24 protein-coding genes and 1 pseudogene are annotated in these 26,882 nt (G+C 43.3%); 15 read left to right on the top strand and 10 right to left on the bottom strand.

Features of this window, described 5'->3' with window-relative positions; genetic code table 11:
* Positions 1–71 precede the first annotated feature (71 nt).
* The 3 genes from A6D97_RS02075 to A6D97_RS02065 form a co-directional block, all read right to left on the bottom strand.
* The gene (locus A6D97_RS02075) at positions 72–386 is read right to left on the bottom strand and encodes a helix-turn-helix domain-containing protein (RefSeq protein ID WP_017061716.1); all 315 of its coding nucleotides are present in this window, start codon (positions 384–386) and stop codon (positions 72–74) included.
* 117 nt (positions 387–503) lie between these two features.
* Positions 504–743 carry a hypothetical protein gene (locus A6D97_RS02070; protein WP_017061717.1) on the bottom strand — a complete coding sequence of 80 codons (240 nt, stop codon included), beginning with the start codon at positions 741–743 and terminating at the stop codon, positions 504–506.
* Between the two features lie 338 nt (positions 744–1,081).
* Complete coding sequence (locus A6D97_RS02065) at positions 1,082–1,675, bottom strand: TfoX/Sxy family DNA transformation protein (protein WP_065583723.1); 594 nt, start codon at positions 1,673–1,675, stop codon at positions 1,082–1,084.
* A gap of 192 nt (positions 1,676–1,867) precedes the next feature.
* Between A6D97_RS02065 and A6D97_RS02060 the strand changes: the two genes are divergently transcribed.
* From A6D97_RS02060 to A6D97_RS02045, 4 genes are all read left to right on the top strand, one after another.
* A complete protein-coding gene (locus tag A6D97_RS02060; protein ID WP_017061719.1) occupies positions 1,868–2,176 on the top strand; it encodes an Hpt domain-containing protein in 309 nt (102 codons plus the stop codon).
* 10 nt (positions 2,177–2,186) lie between these two features.
* Positions 2,187–4,511 carry an ATP-binding protein gene (locus tag A6D97_RS02055; RefSeq protein WP_065583722.1) on the top strand — a complete coding sequence of 775 codons (2,325 nt, stop codon included), beginning with the start codon at positions 2,187–2,189 and terminating at the stop codon, positions 4,509–4,511.
* Positions 4,512–4,769: 258 nt separating this feature from the next.
* The gene (locus tag A6D97_RS02050) at positions 4,770–5,630 is read left to right on the top strand and encodes a helix-turn-helix transcriptional regulator (RefSeq protein WP_065583721.1); all 861 of its coding nucleotides are present in this window, start codon (positions 4,770–4,772) and stop codon (positions 5,628–5,630) included.
* The gene (locus A6D97_RS02045) at positions 5,623–6,837 is read left to right on the top strand and encodes an EAL domain-containing protein (RefSeq protein WP_065583720.1); all 1,215 of its coding nucleotides are present in this window, start codon (positions 5,623–5,625) and stop codon (positions 6,835–6,837) included. The genes A6D97_RS02050 and A6D97_RS02045 overlap by 8 nt, the downstream gene beginning before the upstream one ends.
* Before the next feature lie 54 nt (positions 6,838–6,891).
* On the opposite strand, the gene moeB is transcribed toward A6D97_RS02045, so the two are convergent.
* Positions 6,892–7,644 (bottom strand): molybdopterin-synthase adenylyltransferase MoeB, encoded by a 753-nt coding sequence (gene moeB, locus A6D97_RS02040; protein ID WP_065583719.1) that lies wholly within the window; start codon positions 7,642–7,644, stop codon positions 6,892–6,894.
* A 12-nt stretch (positions 7,645–7,656) separates the two neighbouring features.
* Entirely contained in the window at positions 7,657–8,892 is a 1,236-nt protein-coding gene (moeA, locus tag A6D97_RS02035; protein ID WP_017061724.1) for a molybdopterin molybdotransferase MoeA, read from the bottom strand.
* Between the two features lie 215 nt (positions 8,893–9,107).
* Here moeA and folE point away from each other — a divergent pair, with 215 nt between their 5' ends.
* Positions 9,108–9,761, top strand: coding sequence for a GTP cyclohydrolase I FolE (gene folE, locus A6D97_RS02030; protein ID WP_017061725.1), 654 nt, complete (start codon positions 9,108–9,110; stop codon positions 9,759–9,761).
* A 302-nt stretch (positions 9,762–10,063) separates the two neighbouring features.
* On the opposite strand, the gene A6D97_RS02025 is transcribed toward folE, so the two are convergent.
* From A6D97_RS02025 to A6D97_RS02010, 4 genes are all read right to left on the bottom strand, one after another.
* On the bottom strand, positions 10,064–10,717 hold the full coding sequence (locus A6D97_RS02025) for a hypothetical protein (RefSeq protein ID WP_240492681.1): 654 nt from the start codon (positions 10,715–10,717) through the stop codon (positions 10,064–10,066).
* A complete protein-coding gene (locus A6D97_RS02020) occupies positions 10,710–11,249 on the bottom strand; it encodes a YaeQ family protein (protein WP_017061727.1) in 540 nt (179 codons plus the stop codon). The genes A6D97_RS02025 and A6D97_RS02020 overlap by 8 nt, the downstream gene beginning before the upstream one ends.
* Before the next feature lie 117 nt (positions 11,250–11,366).
* Positions 11,367–11,576 carry a cold-shock protein gene (locus A6D97_RS02015; RefSeq protein ID WP_010430417.1) on the bottom strand — a complete coding sequence of 70 codons (210 nt, stop codon included), beginning with the start codon at positions 11,574–11,576 and terminating at the stop codon, positions 11,367–11,369.
* A 448-nt stretch (positions 11,577–12,024) separates the two neighbouring features.
* Positions 12,025–13,110: a PQQ-dependent sugar dehydrogenase gene (locus A6D97_RS02010; RefSeq protein WP_065583718.1), complete on the bottom strand. Its 1,086-nt coding sequence runs from the start codon at positions 13,108–13,110 to the stop codon at positions 12,025–12,027.
* Between the two features lie 270 nt (positions 13,111–13,380).
* On the opposite strand from A6D97_RS02010, the gene A6D97_RS02005 reads away from it, so the two are divergent.
* From A6D97_RS02005 to A6D97_RS01965, 10 genes and pseudogenes are all read left to right on the top strand, one after another.
* Positions 13,381–14,574: a multidrug effflux MFS transporter gene (locus tag A6D97_RS02005; RefSeq protein ID WP_065583717.1), complete on the top strand. Its 1,194-nt coding sequence runs from the start codon at positions 13,381–13,383 to the stop codon at positions 14,572–14,574.
* A 16-nt stretch (positions 14,575–14,590) separates the two neighbouring features.
* Positions 14,591–14,813, top strand: a pseudogene (locus A6D97_RS21345) (hypothetical protein); the annotation flags it as partial.
* A 239-nt stretch (positions 14,814–15,052) separates the two neighbouring features.
* Complete coding sequence (locus A6D97_RS02000) at positions 15,053–15,865, top strand: crotonase/enoyl-CoA hydratase family protein (RefSeq protein WP_017061730.1); 813 nt, start codon at positions 15,053–15,055, stop codon at positions 15,863–15,865.
* Positions 15,866–15,958: 93 nt separating this feature from the next.
* A complete protein-coding gene (locus A6D97_RS01995) occupies positions 15,959–17,149 on the top strand; it encodes an outer membrane protein transport protein (RefSeq protein ID WP_065583716.1) in 1,191 nt (396 codons plus the stop codon).
* A complete protein-coding gene (locus A6D97_RS01990; protein ID WP_065583715.1) occupies positions 17,149–17,838 on the top strand; it encodes a hypothetical protein in 690 nt (229 codons plus the stop codon). Before A6D97_RS01995 ends, A6D97_RS01990 begins: the two co-directional genes overlap by 1 nt.
* 287 nt (positions 17,839–18,125) lie before the next feature.
* Complete coding sequence (locus A6D97_RS01985; RefSeq protein ID WP_032546839.1) at positions 18,126–19,238, top strand: NADH:flavin oxidoreductase; 1,113 nt, start codon at positions 18,126–18,128, stop codon at positions 19,236–19,238.
* A gap of 419 nt (positions 19,239–19,657) precedes the next feature.
* Positions 19,658–20,293: a CatB-related O-acetyltransferase gene (locus A6D97_RS01980; RefSeq protein WP_065583714.1), complete on the top strand. Its 636-nt coding sequence runs from the start codon at positions 19,658–19,660 to the stop codon at positions 20,291–20,293.
* 178 nt (positions 20,294–20,471) lie between these two features.
* On the top strand, positions 20,472–22,118 hold the full coding sequence (locus tag A6D97_RS01975; protein WP_065583713.1) for an ABC transporter ATP-binding protein: 1,647 nt from the start codon (positions 20,472–20,474) through the stop codon (positions 22,116–22,118).
* A complete protein-coding gene (locus tag A6D97_RS01970) occupies positions 22,115–24,367 on the top strand; it encodes an ABC transporter transmembrane domain-containing protein (RefSeq protein ID WP_065583712.1) in 2,253 nt (750 codons plus the stop codon). Before A6D97_RS01975 ends, A6D97_RS01970 begins: the two co-directional genes overlap by 4 nt.
* Positions 24,360–25,673, top strand: coding sequence for an HlyD family type I secretion periplasmic adaptor subunit (locus A6D97_RS01965; RefSeq protein WP_017061737.1), 1,314 nt, complete (start codon positions 24,360–24,362; stop codon positions 25,671–25,673). The genes A6D97_RS01970 and A6D97_RS01965 overlap by 8 nt, the downstream gene beginning before the upstream one ends.
* Before the next feature lie 238 nt (positions 25,674–25,911).
* Here A6D97_RS01965 and A6D97_RS01960 read toward each other — a convergent pair.
* On the bottom strand, positions 25,912–26,882 hold a 971-nt coding region (locus A6D97_RS01960; RefSeq protein WP_170791799.1), incomplete at its 5' end, for a cadherin-like domain-containing protein.

Genomic DNA, 26,882 nt, shown 5'->3' with positions numbered 1-26,882 from the left:
TAATAATCACCCATACTGGCCGTTTCTATCTGAGATCCAATTAGGAAACAAAGCGACGGGAGTGTTTAAATTCACTGCAAAACACATATTTTGTCAGTTTTATTTAAACTATAACCTATCTTGTAAATGGTATTGATTTCTATCCATCCACCGAGCCTAAGAAGCTTCTTTCTTAAAGACATGATCACCATATTCAATGCATTGTCACAGACGAATGAATTGGGCCATCCCATTTTTAGTAGATGGTGTTTGGTTAAATGCTCCCCTTGATGAGTGAGTAACTCTTTTAGAACTAAAAATTCACTGAGTGTGAGCTGGATGGGTTTTATCGTTGGGTGGTCGGCTAGCGAAATTCTTAGCGACCCTTTATGTAAGATTAAGTGCATAAACAAACAGCCAGTTTAATTATCATACCCGTATTATTTATTTGCTGCGATTACATGCAAGGTCAGGTTGAATATTAATCTGGCTATTATGCCTACTTAATGGGTTTTCCTTTCATATTACACATCAAACGAAACCATTTTATTTGCTGTTTTTGTATTAGTTATTTCAGTTTGTTTAAGTTCAACCTTACAACGTTCGCTTTGTGAGTTGAACGCGACTTGATTGCTAATAGGGTTTGAAGCGCAGTCAGAAGTCGGTACTTTCCCTGTCCAACGCACAGTGACATTTGCGGCCGCCGACTGAAAAGAGATAAGAGTTGCTAATACTGCTGTTGAAATAAAGATTAATGAACGCATATTTAGGCACCTTTTATTAGTGTTGTGTTGATATGCCTAGTTTGGTAGCGATAGGGCAGGTTGTAAAATAAATAGTTATAAATTCAGTTGCATTAAAACTTGAATGGTAATTTGTAGCAGAGGGAATAGTAGGAAACCAAAATAAAGGCTGGCAGTGAAAATTAAAACGGAGTGGGAGATCAAATGAAAGGGGAGGCTAATTTAAAGACGTTAAACTTGAGTGAAATCACTTAAGGACAGCGGGTTAGCCTAATGAGCCGTAGCTAGGAATAGCCACGGCATCAAATTGACCGCATTTGGATTTAACAAGAATCTAAGCTTCGTTAAAACAATATAGGCTAACAATAACTTTGAGCTTGGGTGCGCAATGCATTTTTTAGGTTCGTCGGCAGTTGTGAACGGTGTATACCCTGGATTGCACCCTCTAACGACCAAACTAACTCGATGGTTGGTTTATGGTGGGTATGCTGTTGGATAGCCTCTACAGCACCAATCGTGCCCAGGTTTTTGAGTTTCTCAATGGAGTTTATACCCGCTTTCTCAAGAAGTTGCTCAGTTGAGAATCGCATGTTGGGTAAGTCTTTGAGCCTTTCGGGAGCAGAAATATAACTGCTTCGTGATCTCTTTATTTGCTCTAGTGCGATTTCTGCTTCACATAGAGTCAAAGAATACTTGCTCCAAGGGTTTGCTGGCAACTTGTAATAATCCGCATTCTGACTTACTCCAAGTACGCTCGCATTCACCTTGGGGTAGCCCTTGTTAATAAAGTAGCCTTTTTGTGCCGGTGTTCCTCTGAGGTACAGCTCCCCACTTTTATGTAGAACGAGCAAAACGTGATCTACATAGAAGGCCGTTACGCCAAATATTTGTTTTATAGACACTCGACCTAATTGTTCCAAGCGTCTAAAAGTATGTCTGAAAAGTTGAGCCATTATTTTCACTCGATAATCATAAAAAGTGTGATCTATTGTCCAAATGTAGCCAGCAGTGAATATGGCATAAGCCAAGTTAAAAAACAGACAATGCCATTGGGCATTCCGGTTATTTAAATTCTCGATCTGCCATATCAGTTTTGTAACAGACGGTCAAAATTAAGGGGGGTCACGAAGGCGGGAGAAATTGGTATGTATAGCATCGACACAAATGTATTTTTAATGGCGACGGGTTGTAACTTTCAATCGGATATTGGCGTTCGATTTCGTCAGATTGCTATTAGAAGTTTGCACAAGGTTAATGATGATATTCTTCAAGGAGGTGAGTCCAATCGAGCGCTCGCCCATAAAGTGAAAGGCATTGCGTTATCTTGCGGGGCTACAGAGGTTGCAAGAATTTGTCTTAAATTGGAGCACTACGACGCGGTAATCAATGAAAGTGCCGGAAAAAAGATTTTGATGGATGTGTCTAACGCCATGATTCAACTTTTTGACGCTTAAGTTGGAGGATATGAACGTGTCTTTTAAAAATAAAATCATTTTCACCAACGCAACAATACTGGTTCTATTTGTGGTGTTGCTTACGTACTCCGCTATCGAAATCGTTCACGTTTCTTCACAAAACCAATTTGAAGAGATAAAGGAGAGCATTACGGGAAATAACAAAAAGCTTCTACTTACCTTTGTGAAAGCTCAAAGTGTAACCCTTGATAAAGAGGTCGAGCTGATCACTGAGGAAGTGCAGCATGTAGCGATTGATTTTGCTCATGATTTTGTTAATGAATCGAAAAACGAGGCACTTCGTAATAAACAACTGGCTTATATCAACACAGAGCGTAAGCCTTTTATCAAAAAGGTGCTTTTTATTGACACTGAACGCAACCAAGAAGTCTCTATCACCGAAAATGGTATTGTAAGCCGCTCTATTTCTGTCGATTTTAGTCGCATGATCCACTACAAGAATTTCTATATAGGGAAAGAAGTTAAAGTGGGGCACGTCACTAAGTTTGCCATTTATATCCGCCCAGAGCACTGGGATAACGCGTTACTCAAATTTGATTTAGATTTAGAGTATTTTTCTCGTTCACTGACTTTTGAAAATATGATCGATGAATTCCAATACCGTTATTTCTTAGTAGACGACAGCGGCAAGCTTATCGCGTCGAATCTACAACAGAATGTCGACCAATTGATGTCTGAAAGTGTTTTTGATGAACAAATTCAAAAGAGTGTCGGAAGCCATATCATGTCACATTACTTGGGTAGTTTTGTGGTAAGTGGCGAAAAAGGTGTTTTCAATGTCACTTTTGTTCAGAACCGTCAAACCGGTTGGAGGTTGATTTTAGTCACGCCAGAGCATGTGATTCGTTCCAGTTATGCGACCACCAAAGAGCTGGTTTTATCTGGTGATAACTCGTTGATCAAACGCCTGTTCTTTGCTTATATCCTTTTGCTTGGTCTGTTTTTAGCTATTAACTCAATCGCGGTGAATAAGATGCTGATACCTATTTCTAAATTGATCGCACAAGCTAAATATCTAAAGCAGCGTGATTTTAATAAATCCAGACATACTGTTTATAGTAATGGAGACGAAATTGAACAGCTTTCAAAGGCTTATTCTGAGGCTGGGATCCAGATTCAAAATTTGATTGAAGGGCTTGAATATGAAGTTGAAGAGCGAACGAAGCAGTACGAGATAGCAGCGCAAGAGGCGAGTGAGGCCAATAAACAGAAATCGGTGCTGCTTTCAAATGTGTCCCATGAGGTTCGCACGCCACTGAACGCGATTATTGGTTATACACATATGCTAAGCCATAGCAAAAACTTTGACGAATATCGCCATCAGCTGAACGGTATTTCGAGTGCGAGCAATACTATTTTAGGCATTGTGAATGACCTATTGGATTTTGAAAGAGTAAAAGCAGCAAGCTATTCATTAAACCCTAAATGCCTGTCAGTAATGAGTTTGATGCGCGAAATTGAAAATACGTTTTTTCCGCTTAGCGAGTCTAAACAATTGTCGCTTGATATTATATGCAATGTCGATGCTTCGACAACATTGATGATTGATGAGCTTCGTATTAAGCAAGCAATCAATAATATAGTTTCGAACGCATTGAAGTTTACAAACAAGGGAGGGGTGACAATAGAAGTTTCAACCGACGATAGAGCATTCAATATCTCCGTAAGCGATACTGGAGTCGGTATTCCCCAAGATAAATTGGATGCGGTGTTTAACGGCTTTGAACAGGTTAATCAAGAAGACCAACAGTTTGGTTTTGGCTTGGGCTTGGCGATAACTAAAACCATCGTAGAGTTAATGAAGGGTTCGTTGCGTGTTGAGAGTGTGCTCGGCACCGGTAGTACTTTTGTTATCTCACTCCCAGCTCAAGAAATTATGAATGTTCTTGAGTGTTCTAACGGTGTTGCTGAACAGGTATATAACGTTAGAGAGCGCTTAGACTGCACAAGTAAAAAAGCCTTGATCGTTGATGATGTTGAGTTCAACCGAGAAATTCTAGAGTTCCACTTAAACGAGCTAGGTTGTGAATGCATGACCGCGAATGATGGATTGGAGGCTTTAGCACTCGCTTCTGAACATGACTTTGATGTTGTACTGACGGATATTTCAATGCCGGTTATGGATGGCATTGAGCTTGCTTCTGAGTTGGAAAAGCGTAAGCCATCGTTACCTATAATTGCCGTTACGGCACGAGCTACCATTCAAGAAGAGGCTCGAATGGACCAATACTTTTCGTGTTATCTAACCAAACCGCTCAACCCGAGCGATCTAAAGCTAAAGCTTCATTGCGCTTTATCAGGTGGTACTTGCTAACTTAGTTAAATACTCCTACCTATAACCTGAGGGTAAGCCATCTTCGGATCTTCATGTATTATTTTCATCTGTTTTTCTGAGAGTTATGGGCATTGTCATCAAGATAATGCCCAAACTGTTATGAAAATAACTATCATCCAATAAGTGTTGAGAGTAGCTGGGCATTTTCAAATTATTCAATCACAGCTTGCCCTTAGCTTTTGTTCGTATTTAATTAAAAATAAGCTAAATCACAATAACGAATAAGAAAATAAAGCTATGTTTGGAAATATTATACGTACGTTTCGTGTTAATAATGGTTTGTCTCAAACTAATTTTGTTGATGCGATTCAAAGAAGTAACTCTAACTTTAACAACCTGGACGTTGTGACACTAAGCCGTTGGGAAAGAGGAGTAACAACTCCCCACTTAAAACGTCAAAACGAGTTACTGGACCTTATTGGAGTCAACATATTTGATGTTTGGGAGGCAAACGACTCACAAACAGTTCTCACAGGGTTAACGAATAAATTTAATAATAACGGTTATATTGATATGAACATGCACGTCCAAACAGAAGTTACGGTGATTAACTCAAATAATTCATTCCTTCTTGGGAAGATTACCAAGTTAATTGATGTCATCTTTGAATATGAGGATAACGTTATGCTCAGTAATTTAGAAGATTTAGGTCTGAGTAGAAAGGTAATTATTGAAAAAATAATAAATCAATATTCTGGAGAGTTAACGCTCGTCACGGTTAATGGGCAATTAATCGGACACTTATTAAGTGCTAACTATAATCTTGCAGCAGATTTTTTGGAGCAAGTCTTAGTATCTAAAGAAGATAGAGCACATTTAGTTGTTACTTTTAACTGCACTCATTATTCGTCATTTACAGACACAATGGGCAGAGAGGCGTACAAGTATCTACAAAGCTTAAATCCAGATAAAGAGCTTTATATACTACTGAAAAGCAAAAGGATTTTTGATCTGTTTTTTTCATTGGGCTGCGAGTATCGAAGTGTAAGAAGTAACGATAGATCAATGAAGGTCATGAACTTGGATTCAAAGAAAATGAAATCACAACGCACTTGGATGGATATTCTTGCAAACTATAAAGGTGAAGAGAATGAATAACACAGTATTGATTGTTGACGATGTTGAACTATCGAGAGAGGTCATTAAAAATGCGGTCTCTTTATCTAATAAAAAAACATCTGTACAGTTTGCAGAAAATGCGTTCGATGCAATGAGCAAAATGCAAAACGCATCATTTGATTTGGTGATTATGGACATCATGATGCCCAATGGCGATGGATTTGAACTCTTGAGTATGATGTCGCAACAAAATGTTGAGTCTAAAATAATCATTATTTCAGGTTTGGATAAATCCATTGTTAGCTCGGTGAGTATGCTTGGAAAGCTCTATGAGTTAAATGTTGTCGCTTCACTAGAAAAGCCTATTTGGGCTAACCAAATAAGTGAGTTGGTTGATAAAGCACTTGAAGTTGAAACCATAACCATAACCATAACCAAAAGCGAGCTTGGCTTTGGTAACCGTGCAACAATCATCGATGACGATTTTCCCATCAATCTGGTTTATCAGCCGCAAGTTGTTTCGGATATAAATGTTATTTCGGGGTTTGAAGTGTTGTCACGATGGTCTGATGAAAACGGGACCTTACTTCCACCGAGCTATTTTTTGCCAGTAATTGAAGAGCTAGGAAAGCAAAAGGTTTTTACCAATATCGTGATAAATAAATTCATTCAGGATTATCATCTCCACTTCAGTGAACTTGATAAATCGTTGAGGTTCTCAATTAATATCGATCCTAATTTACTGATTGATGAATCTGTTGTCGATAATCTACTCGAGATCTATAAGCAAGGTATTGAGCATACTATCGTTGTAGAGCTGACTGAAAAGGGGCTTTCAGGCAATATTGAAAAAGAATTGTTGGCAAATATTTTACGGCTAAGGTTGAATGGTTTTGAGATCTCTATAGATGACTTTGGGATGGAAGCATCGAATATTGAACGTATTGTCAAACTGCCTATTAGTGAGATAAAAATAGATAAAACCATTACATGGGGACTTTGCCATAACATTGATTACATGCAAAAAATCGATGAAGTTAAGAAGCTCGTTTCGGTAAAAAACGCACGTATTATCTATGAGGGTGTTGAAAATAAAGACACCTGTGCATTTCTGGAAGCTCTAGGCGGCTTTAACCAACAAGGTTTTCTTCATGGGGTTCCATCACTACCTGAAATTGTAGTTGAGATGCTCGCAGAGCAAAAGGAGCTAGATTACGTCGCTTCTGAATATACTTCTAATCATTAACAACGTATTAGGGTAACGAGCCAAAGCCAACTCAATGGGCTTTGGCTCTTTTTATTACTTACCACACACCGAACAATTAGGCATCTTTATTAAATTCATTTCACGCCAGCTGTGAGACATGGCATCGAGAATCAAAAGTTTGCCTTGCTTTGGTTGTCCAAACTTGGCAATAACCTTGATAGCTTCCAAAGCCTGAGCCGCGCCTACCATGCCAACAACAGGTGCCATCACACCGGCTTCAACACAGCTTAGAGCAGCGTTGCCAAATAGAGCGCTTAAACACTGGTAACAGGGTGCGTCAGCATCTTGATAAGTGAAGACACTAATCTGACCTTCCATGCGAATCGCAGCGCCCGATACAAGTGGCGTTTTTGAGGCGTAACACAAACGGTTAAGTTGATTGCGCGTTTCAACGTTGTCGCTGGCATCAAGTACTAACGAATGCGCTTCAATGAGCTTTGCTAGTGCCTCGTCATCAAGTCTGTGGTCGACCGTTTCAACTCTAAGGTGTGGGTTTAACACCTGTAATGATTCAGCGGCTGAAACGACTTTCTTCTTACCAATATCAGCATCGGTGTGAAGCACTTGTCGTTGCAAGTTTGAAAGCTCGACAACATCGTCGTCGATCAGCATTAGCTTACCAATACCCGCAGTCGCAAGGTATTGAGCAGAGGCACAGCCTAAACCACCCGCACCTAACACCAAAATCGAGCTCTGTTTCAGCGCTTCTTGACCCTCAAAATCAAACTGCTTGAGAATGATCTGGCGGTTATAGCGAAGCATCTCTGCGTCAGACAGTATTTCCATCAGCAAGCCTCGTTAGTAAAGCGTGGAGTTAAACAGTTGAATCTGAACCGTTTCACCGACTTCAACACGGCCACGTTCGCGCTCTAGTACCACAAAGCAGTTTGCTAAGCTCATTGAGCGGAAAGCGCCAGAGCTTTGGTTACCTGTTGTTTCTACTACAAACTTACCGTTTTCAATCGAGTAAATACCACGTTGATAATCAGTACGGCCTGGGCCTTTTTTGAATGCAGATTTAGTGATCGCAGGAATCGATTCTGGTGCTGTCCACGCAGTGTGACCGGCAAGTTTAGCCAGCATAGGTTGAACTAACACATACATAGTCATCATTGCAGACACTGGGTTACCCGGTAGGCCACAGAACCAAGCGTTGTCTAGCTCACCAAATGCGAATGGTTTACCTGGTTTGATTGCTAGTTTCCAAAAGCCGATTTCGCCAAGCTCTTCAAGAATGTCTTTGGTGTAATCAGCTTCGCCGACACTTACGCCACCAGAAGTGACAACTACGTCTGCCAGTTCTTGCGCTTTTACAAAGGTTTCTTTAAGCGTTGCAGGGCAATCAGGAATAATACCTAGGTCAATTGCTTCGCAACCAAACGCTTCAATCAGTGGTTTGATACCGTAGCGGTTGCTGTCGTAGATCTGACCATCTTCAAGAGGCTGACCTAATGGCTTGAGCTCATCGCCAGTAGAGAAGAAAGCGACTTTAGGTTTGTGTGCCACAGTTACATGACTCACACCGAGCGAAGCAATCATTGGAATGTCACGAGGTGTTAAGCGTTCGCCACGGCTAAGAACGATATCGCCTTGCTTGATGTCGTCACCGGTAGGGCGAATGTTATTGTTCAGCTTGATGTCGTCTTGCTGAATCTCAATGCCAGCGTCAGTTTCAGCAGTGTTTTCTTGCATGATTACGACGTCACAACCTTCCGGGATCTTTGCGCCAGTCATAATGCGAATACAGGTGTTTGCTGGCCATTCACCTTCAAAAGGTTGACCTGCAAAGGACTTGCCCGCCAAAGGCAGCACTTTACTGTTCTCTAGGTCTGCTAAGCGCAGTGCATAGCCGTCCATTGCTGAGTTATCAAAAGGAGGTACGAAAATAGGGGATAGAATATCTTCAGCAAGTACGTAACCCAATGCTTCTGCCAATGGCAGTGATAAGGTCGTTCGAATAGGTTGAATTGGCGATAGCAGCTTATCTAGTGCTTCTTCAATTGGCATCAAGCCCGGAGCGTCGCAACAGCCCATAATTGAAATCCTTTGATCGTTATTGTTTTGATTTTGTGGTTGGCAATGGTGGTTAAATAATGATCAGAGCACCTGATTCGCCAACGAAATTCTAGCCACTCTAGCACAGTTTAAGCCCCGTAAATAATGACCTCCCTTAAAATATGGGTGTATTTATTCAAAATTCCGAGTATCCTTGTTTGCCATCCAGAAGGGGTAATAAAAGAGGAAGTTCAATGTCAGGTCTTAGCGAATCAGCGAAGTTGGTTAAAGATGCGCTAGCAAGCCGTGGTTTAGAGACACCAATGAGTCCAAACCAGGTTAGCCGAGAAGAGAAAAAGGAACGAATCGAACACCATATGCGTGAGATTCTCACTCTCCTTGAACTTGATCTTACGGACGATAGTCTGGAAGAAACACCGCAACGTATTGCTAAAATGTACGTGGATGAAATTTTCTCTGGTTTGGATTACGCCAATTTCCCTAAAATTACGGTAATCGAAAACAAGATGGGCGTTCGTGAGATGGTACGAGTAAAAGACATTACCGTGACCAGTACTTGTGAGCACCACTTAGTGACGATTGATGGTAAGACTGCGGTCGCTTATATCCCGCGTGGAAAAATCATTGGTCTTTCAAAGATTAACCGTATTGTTCGATTCTTTGCTCAGCGCCCACAAGTTCAAGAGCGTATGACGCAGCAGATCCTTGTTGCACTGCAAACGCTACTCGAAACTGATGACGTTGCTGTCACCATGGATGCGGTTCACTACTGCGTGAAATCACGCGGTGTAATGGACGCGACTAGCGAAACGACAACAACAGCTCTGGGCGGTATCTTCAGATCAAACCCAGCAACGCGCCACGAGTTCTTACACGGCCTGCGTTGATTCACTGCATTATTAGATGAATTCAATTTAGCCTCTGTAAATTGATGTTCATTGAAATATATTCTAAGCCTCGCTTTATGCGGGGCTTTTTTACGCCTGCAATGAAGTCAACTGTAATGGCTGAGAATGCTGTTATTCCCTAAAGTGAAGAATGAGCGACTTATTCACTTTCGCCATTCCCTAAAGTGAGGAATGAACGTAATAGGGAATCTGTTGCGGCCAAGCAGAAAAAGCACGCTCTATATCTTAACGTTTGTTGAAAGCATATAGAGCGTAACTAGAATCAGTCGCTGGTGGAGTGCTTAAGAAAGGTTAAACAAACGCTTTAAGTGGTGAACAATACCGGATGGCTTGTTCTCGGCTTGATAGATGCTCAAACCATCGTAAAAACTCGCCATGAACTCTACGCGAATCTCATCATCACTGCTTCTCGATATACGAGACAGTAGCGTAGCGGCTACAGCTGCGTGATCATTGGCTAGGCTGTAATCCATTCCTAGTCGTCCTTGAATGAACAACCACAAATGCGTGACTAGTTTTAACTGTTGAGCGTTAGAGTTTTGAAACTTGTCGCTGTGCTCAGTTCCCACTGTATTATCGAATACATTTTGCATCGCCTCATTCGCTTCTTTATTGCTTTCAAAGCGATAGCTTGCATCGATATGTTCCTTGGTTAGCAAGCCAAGCAACGTCTGACGTGCAGAGTTCTCCGGCTTGTTCTCGCAAGCGTGTTTAAACAAAGCGTGGTTTTCATCAATAAATGACGACAGCTCTTTCTCGTAGCCTGTCGAGAGCGCTTTGACTGAACCTAAACCTGCTTCTTTTAAACACTGGTGAAGCTTGGTTCTAGCTTGTTGTTTAGCTTTGATTTCTTGCTGCGCGTCGGCTTGTTGCTTGGCTTCTTCTAGCTGGCTAGCTGCTGTTTGCGAATTATTCGGGGTTGGACGCTCAGTCATTACTCTGTAGCTCTTCCCACGTTACTTCTGCCGATTGAGTATCGCTGTTAATGAAAGCAGAGTTACCCGTCAGCATGACTGAAAGATCCATCGTACGTTGTGTCATCGCCGCTAGCTGCTCAATACCATCGTTGTCTAGACGAACGATCTGAGCTTTTAGGTAGCCGAATTTACCTTTGTTCTGCTCCCACCAAACGTTTGATTTAGTGTTGAAGCTGAATACGCGTACTGATTTAGATAGGCGAGTTGCCTTCTTAACACGCTCTGGATCGGGTTCGCCCACATCGACCCATTCTAGGATTTGATCGTCTAACGACTTCTGCCATAAATCGGGTTCTTCAATGCTAGACAATCCTTTAGTGAACTCAAGTTCAGGAGATGCATTGATACAGAAAGCCATGATTCGAGCCATCATTCGCTGTTCTGTTTCAGAAGGGTGTTGTGCAACCGTTAGATTGAAAGAGTCGTAATAGTCGCGATTCATATCGGTTAAAGAGATACGAAACTTGTAGATTGTCGGTTTAAGAGCCATTGAGAGGGTGTCTTAGGTAGAAATAGTGAAGGGGAATATTACCTTAAATCTCTGAATAGCGGGTAAAAAAATAGCCAGCTGAGGCTGGCTATTTTTAGAAAGCTTTAAAATACTAAATTAAAGTACTTTGATGCTGTCAGCTTGTGGGCCTTTTTGACCTTGAGATACTACGAACTCAACTTTTTGGCCTTCAGCAAGAGTTTTGAAACCGTCGCCAGTGATAGCAGAGAAGTGTGCGAATACGTCTGGGCCGTTTTCTTGTTGAATGAAGCCGAAGCCTTTAGTTTCGTTGAACCATTTTACTGTACCAGTAACTGTGTTAGACATGATGATATCCTAAAATTAAATTTATATTTTGAGCCAATTGTGGCACTGATAGCGCGGAAAAGTTTATTGCTATTGCGTACAACACAACGGGGTTACTAGTAATCCAACGAAATGTTTATATACAAAGAACTTTCTTTCTAGCCGGGAACGAGTCTAAATCAAATCAGGGGATAGTCAATCGAATACATAGGGAAAGGTTGCAGAAACTTGGGGGTAGTCAAACTTTGCATTCCTTAAATATCATGGAGTTACAGTTGTATGGTGATTTGTTGTAGTTTTTGTGAAAAAGGTGGTCGAAATTGATGACGAATTTGGAGTCAATGCACTGTTTTAGCGCATTCATTTTTGCAAATTTAAAGCCGCTAACTGGGCGTTGAGCCCACTTTTAACGGCTTATATTTATAAATGTCGTTGTAAGGTAAGTGCCTTTACTTGAACGAGGTCTCGGCTACTTTTTCAAGCGGTACAGGTTGCCATTATCAGTGCTGAAGAAGATGTCTCCGTTTGGTGAAGTTTCGATGTCTCTTATCCTTTCGCCCAAGTCCTCTAAAATGCGTTCTTCCTCGATTGCCTCACCTTGTTCATTGACTGTCACAATATTGATGTGAGTAAGTTTTAGTGCGCCAGCCAGCAGTTTGCCTTTCAGCTCTGGGTATTTGTCTCCTTGGTAAACAATCAAACTGCCCGGAGCGATTGAAGGAACATAGACTTTTTTTGGCGCTTCAATACCATCTTTGGTTTCCGATTCGCCAACGCTGATAGGGCCCCAATACTCTTTTCCGTGTGAGGTGACAGGCCACCCATAGTTGGCACCCGCTTTTATTAGGTTAATTTCATCACCACCGCGAGGGCCGTGTTCAATCGACCAAAGCTTTTGAGTCGGGAAATCGTAATACAGACCTTGTGGATTACGATGGCCAAAGCTCCAAATTTCATTGAGCACTTTGTTGTTATCCGTGAATGGGTTATCGCTTGGTGTGCTTCCATCGGCATTCAGTCGTAATATTGATCCGGCGTGAGTCATGGTGTCTTGGCCGTTGTCTCGATCACCTCGATCACCGATTGAAAAATACAGGTGGCTATCATCAAAGGTGATACGGCTACCAAAGTGACGTCCTGTGTCCGTTCTGGATTTAGTTACAAACACGTCTGTCCAATTGATGACTTCATTATTGCTGTAATTAGCAGAAGCCAGTGTTGTTACGCCTTCATCATCGATGTCTTTACTGTAAGTGACGTAGAACTTTCCGTTTTCAAAAGGGGAAAGTGCGATATCTAATAATCCACCTTGGCCTTTCGCCCATACATTGGGCAGCCTGAAGAGTGTGTGTTGATCGCCAGTTTTTAAATCGACATGTTTAATGACGCCTGATTTTTCTGTGACTAGCATGGACTTATCGTTGACATAAGCCAGTCCCCAAGGGATCACGAGTCCGTCGGTGATCTTCTCTGCCTGCCAAGCAAAGGCTGACGTTACAGGACCTGAGGCAAGCAGCGCCAAAGCACATGAAAAAATACGGTGATGAGTGTTCATTGAAGTCCCTTGATTATGAGCATCTAGTGTTAGTCTAGCGCTTGTGGCCGATAGGCGGAAAGCCGAGGTTGCTGAAAAGTGACTATTCACATATTTAGTTGAACGCCTATTGTATGATTATACAAGCTCACGTATGTTTACTCTGCCTTTCTCTATTTGATCCTGTCGGAGCATTATGAACAACTCACCAGCAGCATTTTCGCTATTTTCTCAGTTTTTATGTTGTGAGTTAGATACGCACGATTTTTCTTCGAACGGACCTATTAAACGATGAGTCGTGGATTTGATTTTAAATCGATCTTACTTGCGTGCTTGGTCATCAGTATCGGTCAGCTCAGTATGGGACTGGTGTTTCCATCACTACCTTGGATCGCCAAAGACTTCGATGTATCACTAGAGCAAGCCCAGCTATTGGTAAGCGTGTACCTATTAGGTTTTGGGCCTTCCCAGTTTATTTATGGCCCTATTTCCGATGCTCTTGGGCGCAAGAAAGTGCTGCTGAGCGGATTATTAATCGCCATGCTGGGACTATTGATGATCATTTTCTTCAGCCACTCGTTTACCAATATGGTGATGGGGCGATTTCTACAAGGCCTAGGAACCGGCTGTTGCGCTGTACTTGCTCGTGCCTCGACGCGCGATAGATTCAACGGCGCAGACTTGCCTTTGGCTATGTCTTATATTGCGATGGTTGCCTCTATAACACCTTTGATCGCGCCTGTTATCGGTGGGTTTATTAACTTCCACTTTGGCTGGAGTATGGTGTTTATCTCACTACTTGGCTATGTCTCATTGGCTTGGGTGGTATTGGCGTTCAAGTTTAAGGAAACCGTCACTAAGGTTTCGGCTATCCCTTCACCGAAGAAAATGATTTCTCAATACAAAGAGCTACTCACTTCTCGTTATTTTATGAGCTTTGCGAGTATTGGCTGGCTTAACTTTAGCTTGATGATCACCACCGTATCAGTGATGCCATTTATCATGCAAAATCAGATTGGCATGACGTCAGATGAATACGCGATGTGGGCGGTGATTCCTGCATTAGGCATGCTCGGCGGAACAAGCTTATGTAACCGTATTCGCCCTATGCTGGGCAACAAGAAAACTCTGTTATGCACACCTGTATTACATGTGGCTGCGGCGTTGTGGCTTTTCTTTTGTCCACTTGAGCCACTTTATTTAATGCTTGGCCAGTTCTTGATGATTCTTGGCAATGGTATAGCGTTACCTTGTGCTCAGGCGTTGGTGATGTTGCCTTATAAGAAGAACGCTGGCGCGGCTGCTGCGATGTCTGGCGGAGGGCAGATGGTGGTGTCTTCAATGGTGAGCATGGGACTGGTTCAGTTAGGACTAGGAGAAGCGTGGCATCTATCGCTTGTCATCATGTTGTTCACACTGATTACCCTGTTTAATATTTTACGTGGTTTCAGTAGTCAAGAAGCGAGAGAGTCCCAGCTCAGTTAGTTGCTTAGGTAATTAGCTAGCTGCCTGGCTAGTAGGAACGAGAAGGCCATTGAAATGATGAATTTCAATGGCCTTTTTAATGTTCAGCGCTTTGGTTTAAGTTACCAGAATATATGCTATTTTCTGACTGCTTAGGGCAAGTGGTAGTGTTCCCAGCGCAGCTTGCGGCAGGGACGTTAGTTTCCATTATTGCTGGCAGCTACTTTATCTTCTTGCTACTGAAATCTCGAAGAACATAGGTTTTGCTCATGACCGAAAGCCATTGCTAATCAAAGCTACTGGCAATCAAAGCCATTGGCGATAAAAGCTACGGATGAAAAGCAGTGAATGGAGCGATCCATCACTGCTTTTTTGTTGATGTCGTTTGTGTAAAGGGAAAGACGTTAAGCAACACAGGTCTCGCTTCTTAATGTGCAAGTTTGGCATATGTTAATAAAATGTATAACCTAAAGGTCTGACCACTGATAAGGTAGCCACCATGCCAAACCTCGATCGTATTACTTGTTCTATCGATAAAAACCAAATTGCGACGGTTGTGTTGAATCGACCCGATAAGCTCAATGCTATTGATATGGCAATGTTTCAAGGCGTGAATAACATGGTGACTCAGCTGAAAAAGAACACCGAGATTCGTGCCGTAATAGTAAAAGGTGAGGGTTCTGATTTTTGTTCAGGGCTTGATGTTAAGTCCCTATTAACCAGTAAATCTGGGGCGATGAAGCTCTTGTTTAAATGGCTACCGACATTGCCTAACGCTGCACAACGCTTTTCATTGGGTTGGCGAGATATTCCATGCCCTGTCATTTTTGCGATTCATGGTCGTTGTTGGGGAGGCGGCCTGCAATTGGTCAGTGGGGGTGATTTTAGAATTGCTAGCCCGGATGCGAACTTCTCTATATTGGAAGCAAAGTGGGGTCTGATTCCAGACATGGGAGGCGCTATCGCTTTTAGAGAGCTGATGCGTAAAGATCACACCCTTGAAATGGCGATGACGGCCAAAGTGATCGACTGTGAAACCGCTAAAGAATATGGGTTGGTGACCAAGATTGCCGAAGATCCTTACGCTGAAGCCTATGCGTTGGCACTTGAGTGTGCGAATCGGTCGCCAGATGTCGTCGCTGCTAACAAGAAGCTCTACAACAAGACTTGGTGGTCAAGCCCGGGCATGGCTGTATTCTGCGAAACTTGGTATCAGATAAAGGTTGGGTTAGGTAAGAACAGGGCGATTGCTGCTCAACGTGAAATTCATCGAGACAAACCACGCCCTTACGTCGCCAGAAAGTTTAAATAGCGCTTGTACAGGAATAATGGATATTCCCTTTGTTTATTGAGCTTTGCGGTAACCTTAGAGCAATTTAATGTCTAAGGCTAAATGAGCGCTCTGATGAACAAAACTTTTACTTACTCTCTAGCTGCCACTGCAATTTTTACGAGCTTAAATGCATTCGCAAGTGGCCTGTTTTTGCAAGAAGCTGTCGTTGCCAACGCTGGTACTACTGGCGCTGGTGATGGTGTTTACAGTCGATCTGCAGCGGCGATGTGGACAAACCCTGCCACTATGTCTCACATGGGCGAAAGCAAAACGACCATCAACACCATGGCATTCGATCTTGAAATGAAGTATCAAGATAACGGTGGTAATCCAGATGGTAAAGCTCATTCCGTAATGCCGTCATTTGGTGCCTTCCACGCTCATCAAGTCACAGACAAATTACACCTTGGTATCGCGCTTGGCGCTGTTGGCGGCTCTAGCCTTGATTACGGCAGTGATTGGGCGGGTGCTGCACTTCTAGAAGATATCACTCTTACTGCAATGCAAGTGAACCCATCACTGAGTTATAAGCTGAATGACCAATGGTCAGTAGGCGCGGGTGTGCAATTCAGTTGGGCTGCATTCCAACAAACAACGTCAATGCTTACTGCGAAGCAAGATACTGACTGGGCATACGGCTATAACCTTGGCGTAATGTACACACCGACAGATAAACTTAAGCTGGGCGCAAGTTACCGTTCTAAGCTAGAGCATAAGTTTAACAATGATGTAAATGGCGTTATTAACCAAGGCGTATTGAATTCATTATCAACTGATATTGCTTTACCTGAAATCATCGATGTCAGTGCGAGCTATGCTTTGAACTCTCAACTTGACCTGCTTGCTAGTATTCAGTTCCATCGTTGGAGTGAATGGGATACAACCGTTCTTGATTTTGGAATAGCAGGAAGTCCAATTAATGGTGTTCCGATTGAGCGTGACTGGGATGACGTTTGGAAATTTGCGGTAGGTGCGGATTATCAATTGAATTCAGACTGGCGTTTGAAAGCTGGCTTCTCTTACGAAACTTCTCCGCAAGACGATCCGTCAATGCAATGGGTTGACCTTCCTGTGGGTGAACAGTACCGCTACTCAGTTGGCGCATCTACCTACTGGGACGACATCTTAATTGATGTGTTCTATGAATACGCTGATTTGGGTTCAGTTGAGATGGATCGATATGGTCGATTTGGTCAAGTTAATCTGTTGAATGGTTCGTTCGATGGCCGTATCCACTTTGTTGGTGTTAGCGCGACCTTCTAATGACATTACGTAATCTACTAATCATTACTTTAGTGTCTTTATTTTCAACGGGTGCTTTTGCTGAAGAGAAGCACCCTGATGATCCGACTAAAATCGTAACCAAAGCTGGCGTTGCTTATAACGAAGATCTGCAGTTCTCTGGGTCTATTGGGCTTGATGAAGCACGAATGATCAATGCTCGTGTTAACGCAGATGGCGAAGAATGGCGAATAGGCGGCTCATGGCTGTTGCCTATGGGTATTGTTAACTTCAACTTTAGCCGTTCTGAATATGACAACGATGCTTATAAGAACAACTACAGTATTGGCACATTTATACCACTGAGCTATTTCGATATTGAGCCGTTCGGTTGGCAAATCTTCCCTATGGCTGGTTACAGCTATAATGACGGCGAAGTAGCGGTTTTCGATGATGATAATGTTGGTTCTGACTATGTATTGATGTCGAGCTCAACACACGGTGGCTACATTGGTGCGTTTGGTTTAAAAACGATTACTGATGAATGGTCTATCATGGGCTTCGGTGGCGGTTCAATGGGGTCTGATGATTATTCAGGGTATTGGGCAGGCGGCGGTGCTAGCTACAAGTTGAGTGACGCTCAATCATTCAACTTCTTCACTATTTTTGCTGAGGACGATTTCGGTGAAAATAACAGTGTTGGCGCGTCTTACACCTATGAGTTCAAATAACTGTTAGCAGGCAGAAATTCGCAGGTGGACACCTCTCGTAAGAACCATTGACTTAGTCCAGATTAAATTGAACAAAGTCGCTTATTAAAACTTAGCGACTTTCTTTTGTTACCATTTCTCCAATCTTTTTTATCTCTTTTTGATGCTTTCTATATCTTTCTCACATGAGAGTGCCGCTCTCTTAATCTAGATTAAGTTTTCGCTGCCTTATTCTCTGTAGTATCCGCCTGAATCAGTGCCCATGCTTAATGGGTAACTTGCGTAACACGATTTTGAGAGGAAGACACTTGAGCACTTTGTTTACAGAAACCCACATTGGCAAGATGACACTAAAGAATCGCTTCATGAGAAGTGCAACGTGGGAAAATATGGCCACCGAAGATGGGCATATGACAGATAAACTGTACGCTATCTATGAAGAGTTGGCTCAAGGTGAAGTCGGCCTGATCGTGACGGGCTACGCGAACATTGTTGAAGAAGAAAAGCCGAATGCAGGCATGATGGGTATGTATAACGACTCATTCATTGAAGAGTATCAAAAGCTGACTCAACTGGTGCACGACAACGACTCTAAAATCGTGATGCAGTTGGCTTATGGTGGCACCAAAACCACGCATGACCTTGGCGAGCGAGTAATCTACGCACCAAGTGAGGTTCCAGAAAAAGGAACTCAAACTCTAGGCAAAGCGATGACCAAAGACGAGATCGACTACATTGTTGATGCGTTTGCTCAAGCGTCTTTGAGAGCACAGAAGTCAGGCTTTGATGGCGTTGAAATTCATGCCGCTCACACTTACCTGATTAACCAATTTCTAAGCCCTTATTACAACCAACGTGAAGATGAATACGGCGGTAGCTTAGAAAACCGCATGAGATTTTTGTTAGAGATCTATACCGCGACACGTAAGCTGGTGGGTGATGATTTCCCTATCTTGGTTAAGCTCACGGCATCCGAGTTTTTTGAAGGTGGCGTCACCTTTGAGGAAACACGTATTGTCTGTAAAAAGCTTGAACAAGTGGGTGTGGATGGCATTGTCGTGTCAGGCAATATTCATGGCAAAGCAGACACTATGATTGGCGAGTCGCACGATGGTTTTACCATTCAAGCTGAAGGCTACTTCCATGAGTATGGTCACGCGATTAGCCAAGACGTTAATATCCCAGTGATCACGGTTGGTGGTCTAACGGATTTTGATGCTATCGAAGCGATTGCAAACAACACGGGCATTGAGTACTTCGCGCTTTCAAGACCGCTGCTTTCTGAACCCCATTTAGTGAAGCGTTGGAAGGAAGGGGATAGAAGCCCTGTTGAATGCGAACGATGCTCTAAGTGTCGTACTAAGCGCGGTAACTTCTGCGTGGTGAATAAAGACAGAAAAGTACAGCTTGCACGCATGTAGTCGCTGAGCCCAGCTCCAAGCGAGCTCCGAAGTTTATAGCTGAGTCTAAGTTTGAGCCTGTGTAATCGCGCAGGCTCTTGTTCATTCCGTATTCCACGAAACGAAATTTGAAACCTTATTAATCACATCTTCCTGTCAAATTGGCGCGACTAAACAGTTACACTACGCCTGTAAATTATCCAACCAAGTTATCGATAAAAACTGAGCAAACTTTGAAACTACTTCCTCTTCTTAAGCAACCTCGAATCCACTGACGTCTCTTTAGTTTTAGCGATATTGCTATGATTTAAGCGTGATATTCACTATTCATCCCAGTGAACCCTGTGTTTATAGGGCGTTAGTTTGTGCACCTTGGATTTGCATCGTCGAACATTTTGATAGTTAACGAATAAAACTTAATAGATCGTTCAGAGGTAAAAATGCAAAAGAAGCATTGGTCCAAATTCGAGTTGCTGCATGAAGTCGTAACCAACCCCAATATTCACGTAAAAGGTCAACACAGTTATTACAGCGATTGCTGGGATAATGGGTTCGAGCAATCTGTCGTCCGTTATTTACATGGCGACGAAGTCAGCCGCCAGTGGGAGCCTCGATGGGAAATCGACGAACTCCATATCGGCGATTATGTCTGCATTGGCGCAGAGGTTGTGATTTTAATGGGTGGCAGCCATACCCACAGAGTTGATTGGTTTTCGCTGTATCCATTTATGGATGTAATCGACGATGCCTACATTGGCAAAGGTGACACTCACATTGAAGATGGGGTGTGGTTAGGCATGAGAGCGATGGTGATGTCCGGTGTGACGATTGGCGAAGGCGCTGTGGTTGCAGCGAATAGTGTGGTGACTAAAGACGTCGCTCCATACAGCATTGTCGGTGGTTCTCCAGCTAAAGTCGTCAAATACCGCTTTGATGAGTCCGTTATTGACGAACTCATGTCATTCAAAATATACGAGTGGCCCTCAGATAAATTTGAAGCGCTGAAACCGTATTTATGTAACTCAGACTTTTCAAAGTTAAAGCAGGCGATAACGGATTACGACAATTGTTTGTAAGGAGCACTTGTAACGAGCGTTTGTAAGGAGCGTTTTTAAGGTGCGGGTATAGCCACAGATTTGTGTAGAAAGATCTGTGTCATATTTATATTGAAAAACACGTTAAATCAGTCCGTTACCTTGCAATACTCAACATGGTGTACCAATCTTATTTCATAAGCATGGATAAGGATTGTGTATGCCCGCAAGTTCAATGAAAAACAAAGGGGTGGTGGGGAAAGTCTTACTGCCTTCTTTACTCATAAATCTTCTCTCTCTCGCCGTTCCGTTAACGGTTTTGCAAATTTACGATCGTATTTTACCTAACCAAAGTTACGGTACTGCCACTTTGTTGTTGGCGGGTGCAGCGTTGGCTGTTGCCATGGAAGCATTGATCCGGTTTGTGCGTACTTGGCTTTTGTCAGCCGCGGCCAGCAATACCGAGAAAGCGACCTATCAAACTTTGGTTGAAAGAGTAACAACGGCTTCATCAGGCCATCTCCGCCACATTGGTGTTGGCGGCGTGGAAGAGGGGCTTGGTTCTGTATCCAAAGTCAAAGATTGGTATTCCGGTGGTGTGATTGCAGGCTTTATTGATTTGCCTTTTGCCTTGATCTTCTTGGGCTTGGTGGCTTACATCGGCGGTGAGCTGGTGGCGATACCTTTGGCAGTTTGGCTGATTACTCTCGGAATCGTTTGGTTATCTTCTATTCGCGTTAAAAGCTTAAGTGAAGAAGCTTCCCAAGATGAGCAGGAGCGAAAAGCGTTCTTGATTTTACTGAGCCAAACCATTCAAGGAATCAAACGTCAGGCTGTTGAGTCTCGAATCTTCAATCAGTTTAAATCCCTCAATAACGTTCGCTCTCAGTCTAAAGCGAGAGAAGAAGAACAGAACGCCTTTGCCCAAGAATGTATTCAGCTTGCCGCATTAGCCACGTCAGTTTTACTCGTAATTACGGGGAGCTTGTGGGTGTTGGATGGTCAGTTAACTACTGGTGGCTTGGCGGCATGTTCTATCTTATCTGGCAGAGCGGTTGCGCCTTTGAGTGCTCTGGTTGGGGTTAGAATCAAGCTTAATTCAATACACAGTGCCAATCAGGCAATAGAAAAATTGAGTGACTTATCATTATCGGAATCTTCAGATTCTGAGCAAGTTGAGAACCACTTATCTGACTTTGAGACGTTGGAAATCAAGCAAGCGACCGTTGAAAGATATGGTGAACTCTCTCATGCAGATGTCACACTGAATAAAGGTGAGTTGGTTTTGTTAGAGAGTGTAGATCGCCACACCAACAGTCATTTATTGTCGTCGATTGCAGGTATTGATGATCTAAAAGCGGGTGAGTGCTTCATTAACGGAGCTGCAGTTTCAATCGCATCCGTAACCAATATTGCTGCCTACTGTGGCGTTAAAGGGCAGTTGGTGTCGGGTATTATTCTCGACAACTTGTGCGGGTTTGACCCTGAGAAAACGCAAAGCGCCAGTGACTATGCAAAGCGTTTGGGTTTAACCAAAGAGATTACTCGATTACCCGATGGACTAGAGACACAAATTGGCCATACGAGTGCTTCTTTGTTGAGTATGGGTAACGTGAAAATGCTCAATATCGCGGCTCAATTGGCAAGTGATAAACCCATAATCATGTTGGAAAGGCCGGATTCTTCACTTGATTTAGACGCCCTTGGGAATCTAGCTAAGGTGTTGGAAGAAGAAGTAACGGCAGGACGCACGATACTGATGGTGAGCTACCATTCGAAGCTTCGCGAATTTGCTAATCGAATCATTACAGTGGAAAGTCGAGCTATTACGGTCGACAGCGAGAGCAATCAGGAGGCCGTCGTATGAATCGTTTAGATATTGGTAACCCTTCAGGTACGAACAACCGTGCAGATACCAGCGGTCGACAAGAGGTAATGAATCATTTAGAAACCGAGAGCCTTTCCGTTCTTAAGCAGTTGGAAGTTAATGCTAATATCCAGTTGTTCGCACATCAATGGGTCGATGAAAATGGCATTGAATCAATCGACGATATGTTTGCCTTGTTCGACAGGCTTGCACTGCCTTATCGCTTGGTTGCCAACCTAGATGAAGTTGGTGAACATAAATTGCTCTTACTGGTACTTGGTGAACATGAGCTGGTCTCTGGTCATTTGGAATCCAAGCAATTTGTTGCCTTTAATGCCAATAACGACATCACCGATGTCCCTCAGTTTTGTATTGTTATCGAAGGGCCACCATTAGAGAAGGCCTCTCCTGATTGGGTTGGTGAAAGGTTACATGCGTTTCGCCCCATCATTCCTAAATTGTTATTGGTCAGCTTTATCACTAACTTATTTGCGCTTGCTGTTCCCTTCATCACGATGTCGATTTATGACCATGTGATTGGTGGTGATGCAGGGCATGAGTTGCAAGGTATCGCCATTGGCGCGGCGTTGTTGTTTGTGATGATGGGTTGGTTGAGAACATTACGTAGCCGAGTGTTTGCTTCAGTTTCCAACCGAGTAAGTCGTGAGATTTCTCAATCCCTCGTGCAGCGTCTGCTTCGTAATAGCTATGCTCAAAATCAGCAAACAGCTTCTTCTAGTCAGCAAAACCAAGTGATGTTGTCAGAGCGTATTTCAGGTGTGCTATCGGGGCCATTAGGAAATGCGTTATTTGACCTACCATTCATTCTAATTTTTGTACTAGCGATAGGAGTTTTAGGCGGATGGTTGGTACTGGTTCCAGTCGTCTCTTTAATCCTTTATTACTTGCTAGCAAAACGCTCGATACGCTCTAGCAGCAAGCGCTCGATGCAATCGACAGTCGCAGGTACGAATCGTCAAAACATGACTAATGAGCTGTCATCCAAGCTTGCCTTTATTCGCAGTGCTGGATTCTCAGAGCACTGGATTCAACGTTTCAAAAAAGCCAATCTTCTTGCTTCAACAGTGACCTTTAATCAATCGGTTCTCCAGAGTCGGTACACCTCGATTTACTATTTCATTGGTGTGAGCTCGACACTCGCCGTGATGGGGTTAGGCATAGGACTTATTTTTGAACAAGTGATGACGCCCGGTGGTTTGATTGCTTCAATGATGTTGATATCTAAGGTGACGGGTCCTGCTCAGGTGTTGGCAAACAGCGCGATGCGTTTTAATAGCTTTAATCAATCCAAGCTGCAAGTGAACCGTATTTTGTCTCAGCCGTCTGAGCGTGAATTCAGTTACCAGCATCACCCGTTACCCGTGGTAGCGCCTAACTTGAAATTAGACCAAGTGACGCTGCGCTATCCCAAACAGAGTCGCCCCGCTTTGAATGGTGTGAGTTTTGATATTGAAGCCGGTGAAGTTGTCGCGATTACCGGCCCTTCTGGGAGCGGTAAATCAACATTAATTGAAGTGCTGTCTGGCTTGCAGCCTATCCAAAATGGCATGGTCGAGCTTGAAGGCGTTAACCTCGTTCAATACGACCCGCAGCTTTATCGCCACTGGTGTTTCATTCGAGCCGCATATCCTGATTTGCTTACGCTGAGTATTCGAGAGTGGCTAAACGACGGTCACAAAGTCGAAGATCAGAAAATGATCTCTGCAATTGAAATGGTCGGCGGAAAGCGTTGGTTCGAGACATTATCAGGTGGGCTCGATACTTCCATCAGCAGTATTCAGCCGGACAGCCTTTTTGACATGTTGTCTGGCAGCGTCGCGCAGATCCTAATTGATGCAAAAGCGCTGGTTTATGACTACCCAATGTTCTTAATGGATAATCCTGTGCCTGATGCTCACCCAAATGCTAAACGTATATTTGGTGAGTTTGTGCAGTCGAAAAAAGGAAAAGCAACGGTGATTTACACGTCCCACGATCCGGATTTAATCAAGCTTGCCGATAAAGTGGTGGTATTAAATGAAGGTGCAGTGGTTTATGCCGGTCCATTAGAGCCGGAGCAGTCTTCGAAGCAGGAACAGCCTTCAGAGCCTCAAGCTTCTCAAGAACCGCAGTTATCTGAGCAACCGTTATCTCAAGAGCTACAGCCGTCAACTCAAGAGGCGTCTGCTCAACAAAATGCAGCCCAACAAGAACAATCAGAGTCTAAGCAAGGAGTCGCTAATGACTAAACAATCTATCGAGAAGGGCAAGCGCTACGGTGAGCTTGTTGAATCACAAAATACGGCTCGTACATTGGCGCTGGCCACATGGTCGGTTGCCTTATGTGTTATTGCTTTTGCCACTTGGTCTGTAGTCACTCAAGTTGATGAAATCGCCAAAGCCAAAGGTGCTGTGATTCCGGAAGGCGAGAAGCAAGTATTACAAAGTGCGATTGGCGGTAAGTTAAAGCAAATTCTTGTTAAAGAAGGCCAGTTGGTAGAGAAAGGCCAGCCGCTTGTTGAGTTTGATGCCACTTTCCAGCGTACCGCCCTTGAAGAGCTAAAGTCCCAACAAGTGACGCTTCTAGCCAGTGTGGAACGTATGAATGCGTTGCTTGAGCAACGTGAGCCTAACCTTGCTGAGTTTGAGGTCGATTACCCAGAGATCGTCAGCCAGCAAAAAGCGCAGCTGAACGCGCAAAAAGCCCTCTACTTCCAAAAGCGTGTGGTGCTTGAGAAAGAGAGCGAGCAAATTGCAGAGCAGCTTCGTAGCGTAGAAAAGGCCTTGCCGAGTTATGAGAAAGAGTTAAATGCGACTAAGCAAGAGTTGAACATACTGGAGAAGGGTTATAAAGCGGGTAACATTTCACGTTTACGTGTGCTTGAAATGCGACAAAAATTGGCCAGTATCGAACAGAAAATCGAAGAAGCTCGTGGTAAGAAGTCGGTATTGATTAGACAAGCTGACAGTAATGACCAAAAAATCATACAGCTTCTGGCGGAAGCGAAAGCTAAAGTGAGCGATGATCGTTCTAAAGCCGTATCTGACTTATCAGCATTGAATGCTAGAGTTCGTTCAAGCCAAGCTAAATTGACGAACACTATGTTAGTGTCACCGCTACAAGGCTTGGTGCAAAGCATACCAAGCACGCAGGATGGTGGTGTTATTCAGCCGGGTGGCACGGTAGTTGAAATTGTGCCTGTCGGAGGGAACGCTGACTTCAAAGCACGTTTGTCCCCAAGAGATATTGGTTTTGTGAGTGTTGGGCAGCCCACTCGAGTCAAGATTGATGCGTTTGATTACAGCCGCTTTGGGGCTTTAAAAGGGGCGGTAGAGAGTATTTCACCGACCACAAGTCAAAGCGAACGTGGCGAGATCTATTATGAAGTTGTAGTGTCGGTTGATACGCCTTACTTCCGTGATAACCCTGAAAGCTTTTCCATACTGCCGGGTATGACGGGTGAAGTTGACATTACCACGGGTGAGAAATCGGTTTTTCAGTACCTATGGAAACCGATTTATACCAACGTGAGCGTGGCGTTTGGTGAGCGTTAGTTTCTTTTTATAACTTCATTTAAAATAATCACACATAAAAAAGGAACGCTATCTAGCGTTCCTTTTTTGGGTTTACATTTATACCCAAGCCACTAAATAACTGTTCAACTTGCTTGTTAAAAGAAGCTATTTCAGCGCTGAATATTTCGTAAATGGAGTAATCTTTACATCAATGTTCGCCTTTAACTCACTCCTTTTTCATACCCAATGTTTAATCACTTTATTAGTAGAAATGGTATTAATTATTGGGATCAATATCTGCTAGATTATCGACTTGCTGATGCTGATCATCATGTTGGTTGTCGTGACCATTATCATGTTGATGACTTTCATCTGTAACTGCATCAGAAACATCAATATGTATACCATGTTCATCAACGAGTGACGCTTGCTCGCTTTGCGCCCAAACAAGATCCATGTCAGCGGGTTGATGTTGCAGCTCATTTTCTATTGCGTGATGTGTTGGTGTGATACCAAGGGCATCAAGGTAAGCATTTGCGCCATTCATTGAGGCATCATTCTCATGACCACTTTGTATTGCGTCGGCACTGTCCAATTGGTTAGATTCATCGTCATTCGTGATGGCGATATCCACCTCAACGCTAAACTCCTCACTGTTAACTTGCTCAAAATCAGGAGCGTCATGTTGGATAGGAGAATCAGGTACTAAGTTAGTCGTTGCGCCCGTGTGAGTCACACCACCGTGAGCATCTTTAACGTCATAGCTGAAGTGTACATCGCCGTTATAGTCTTTTTCTGGGGTAAAGGTAAATGTGCCATCGGCATTTAACGCAATAGCACCATGGTCAGCCTGTAGGTTTTCAATGGATAATTTACCAATATCGTTGTCGTCAACATCGCTAGAATTGGCCAGTAGCTGTGCTGGGGTGAGGACTATTTGGGTATCTTCCAAGCCATTCGCTAAACGCACTTCAGCCGATGCGACGGGAGCATCATTGGTGCCATGAACGGCCACTGTAATATCTTTTTTAGCACTGCCATCGATAGATTCAACGGTAAAGGTTTGCTGGAAGCTTTCCCCTGCGCCTAAATGTTGGACTTTATCATTGTCAATATCGTATGACCATTGGCCCTGTGCGTTGATATTGAACCGACCACCTTCGGCGGTAGTGATGGTTTGTGCGATAAAACCGGCTTGATCGTGATCCGGGTCAATGACCTGTAACGTGCCACCACTGCTGAGTTGAC

Source organism: Vibrio sp. ZF57, from assembly GCF_001691235.1.
GTDB classification, from domain to species: domain Bacteria; phylum Pseudomonadota; class Gammaproteobacteria; order Enterobacterales; family Vibrionaceae; genus Vibrio; species Vibrio crassostreae_C.
The sequence above is the reverse complement of the archived record's forward strand: the minus strand, read 5'-3'. Positions and strand labels throughout refer to the sequence as shown.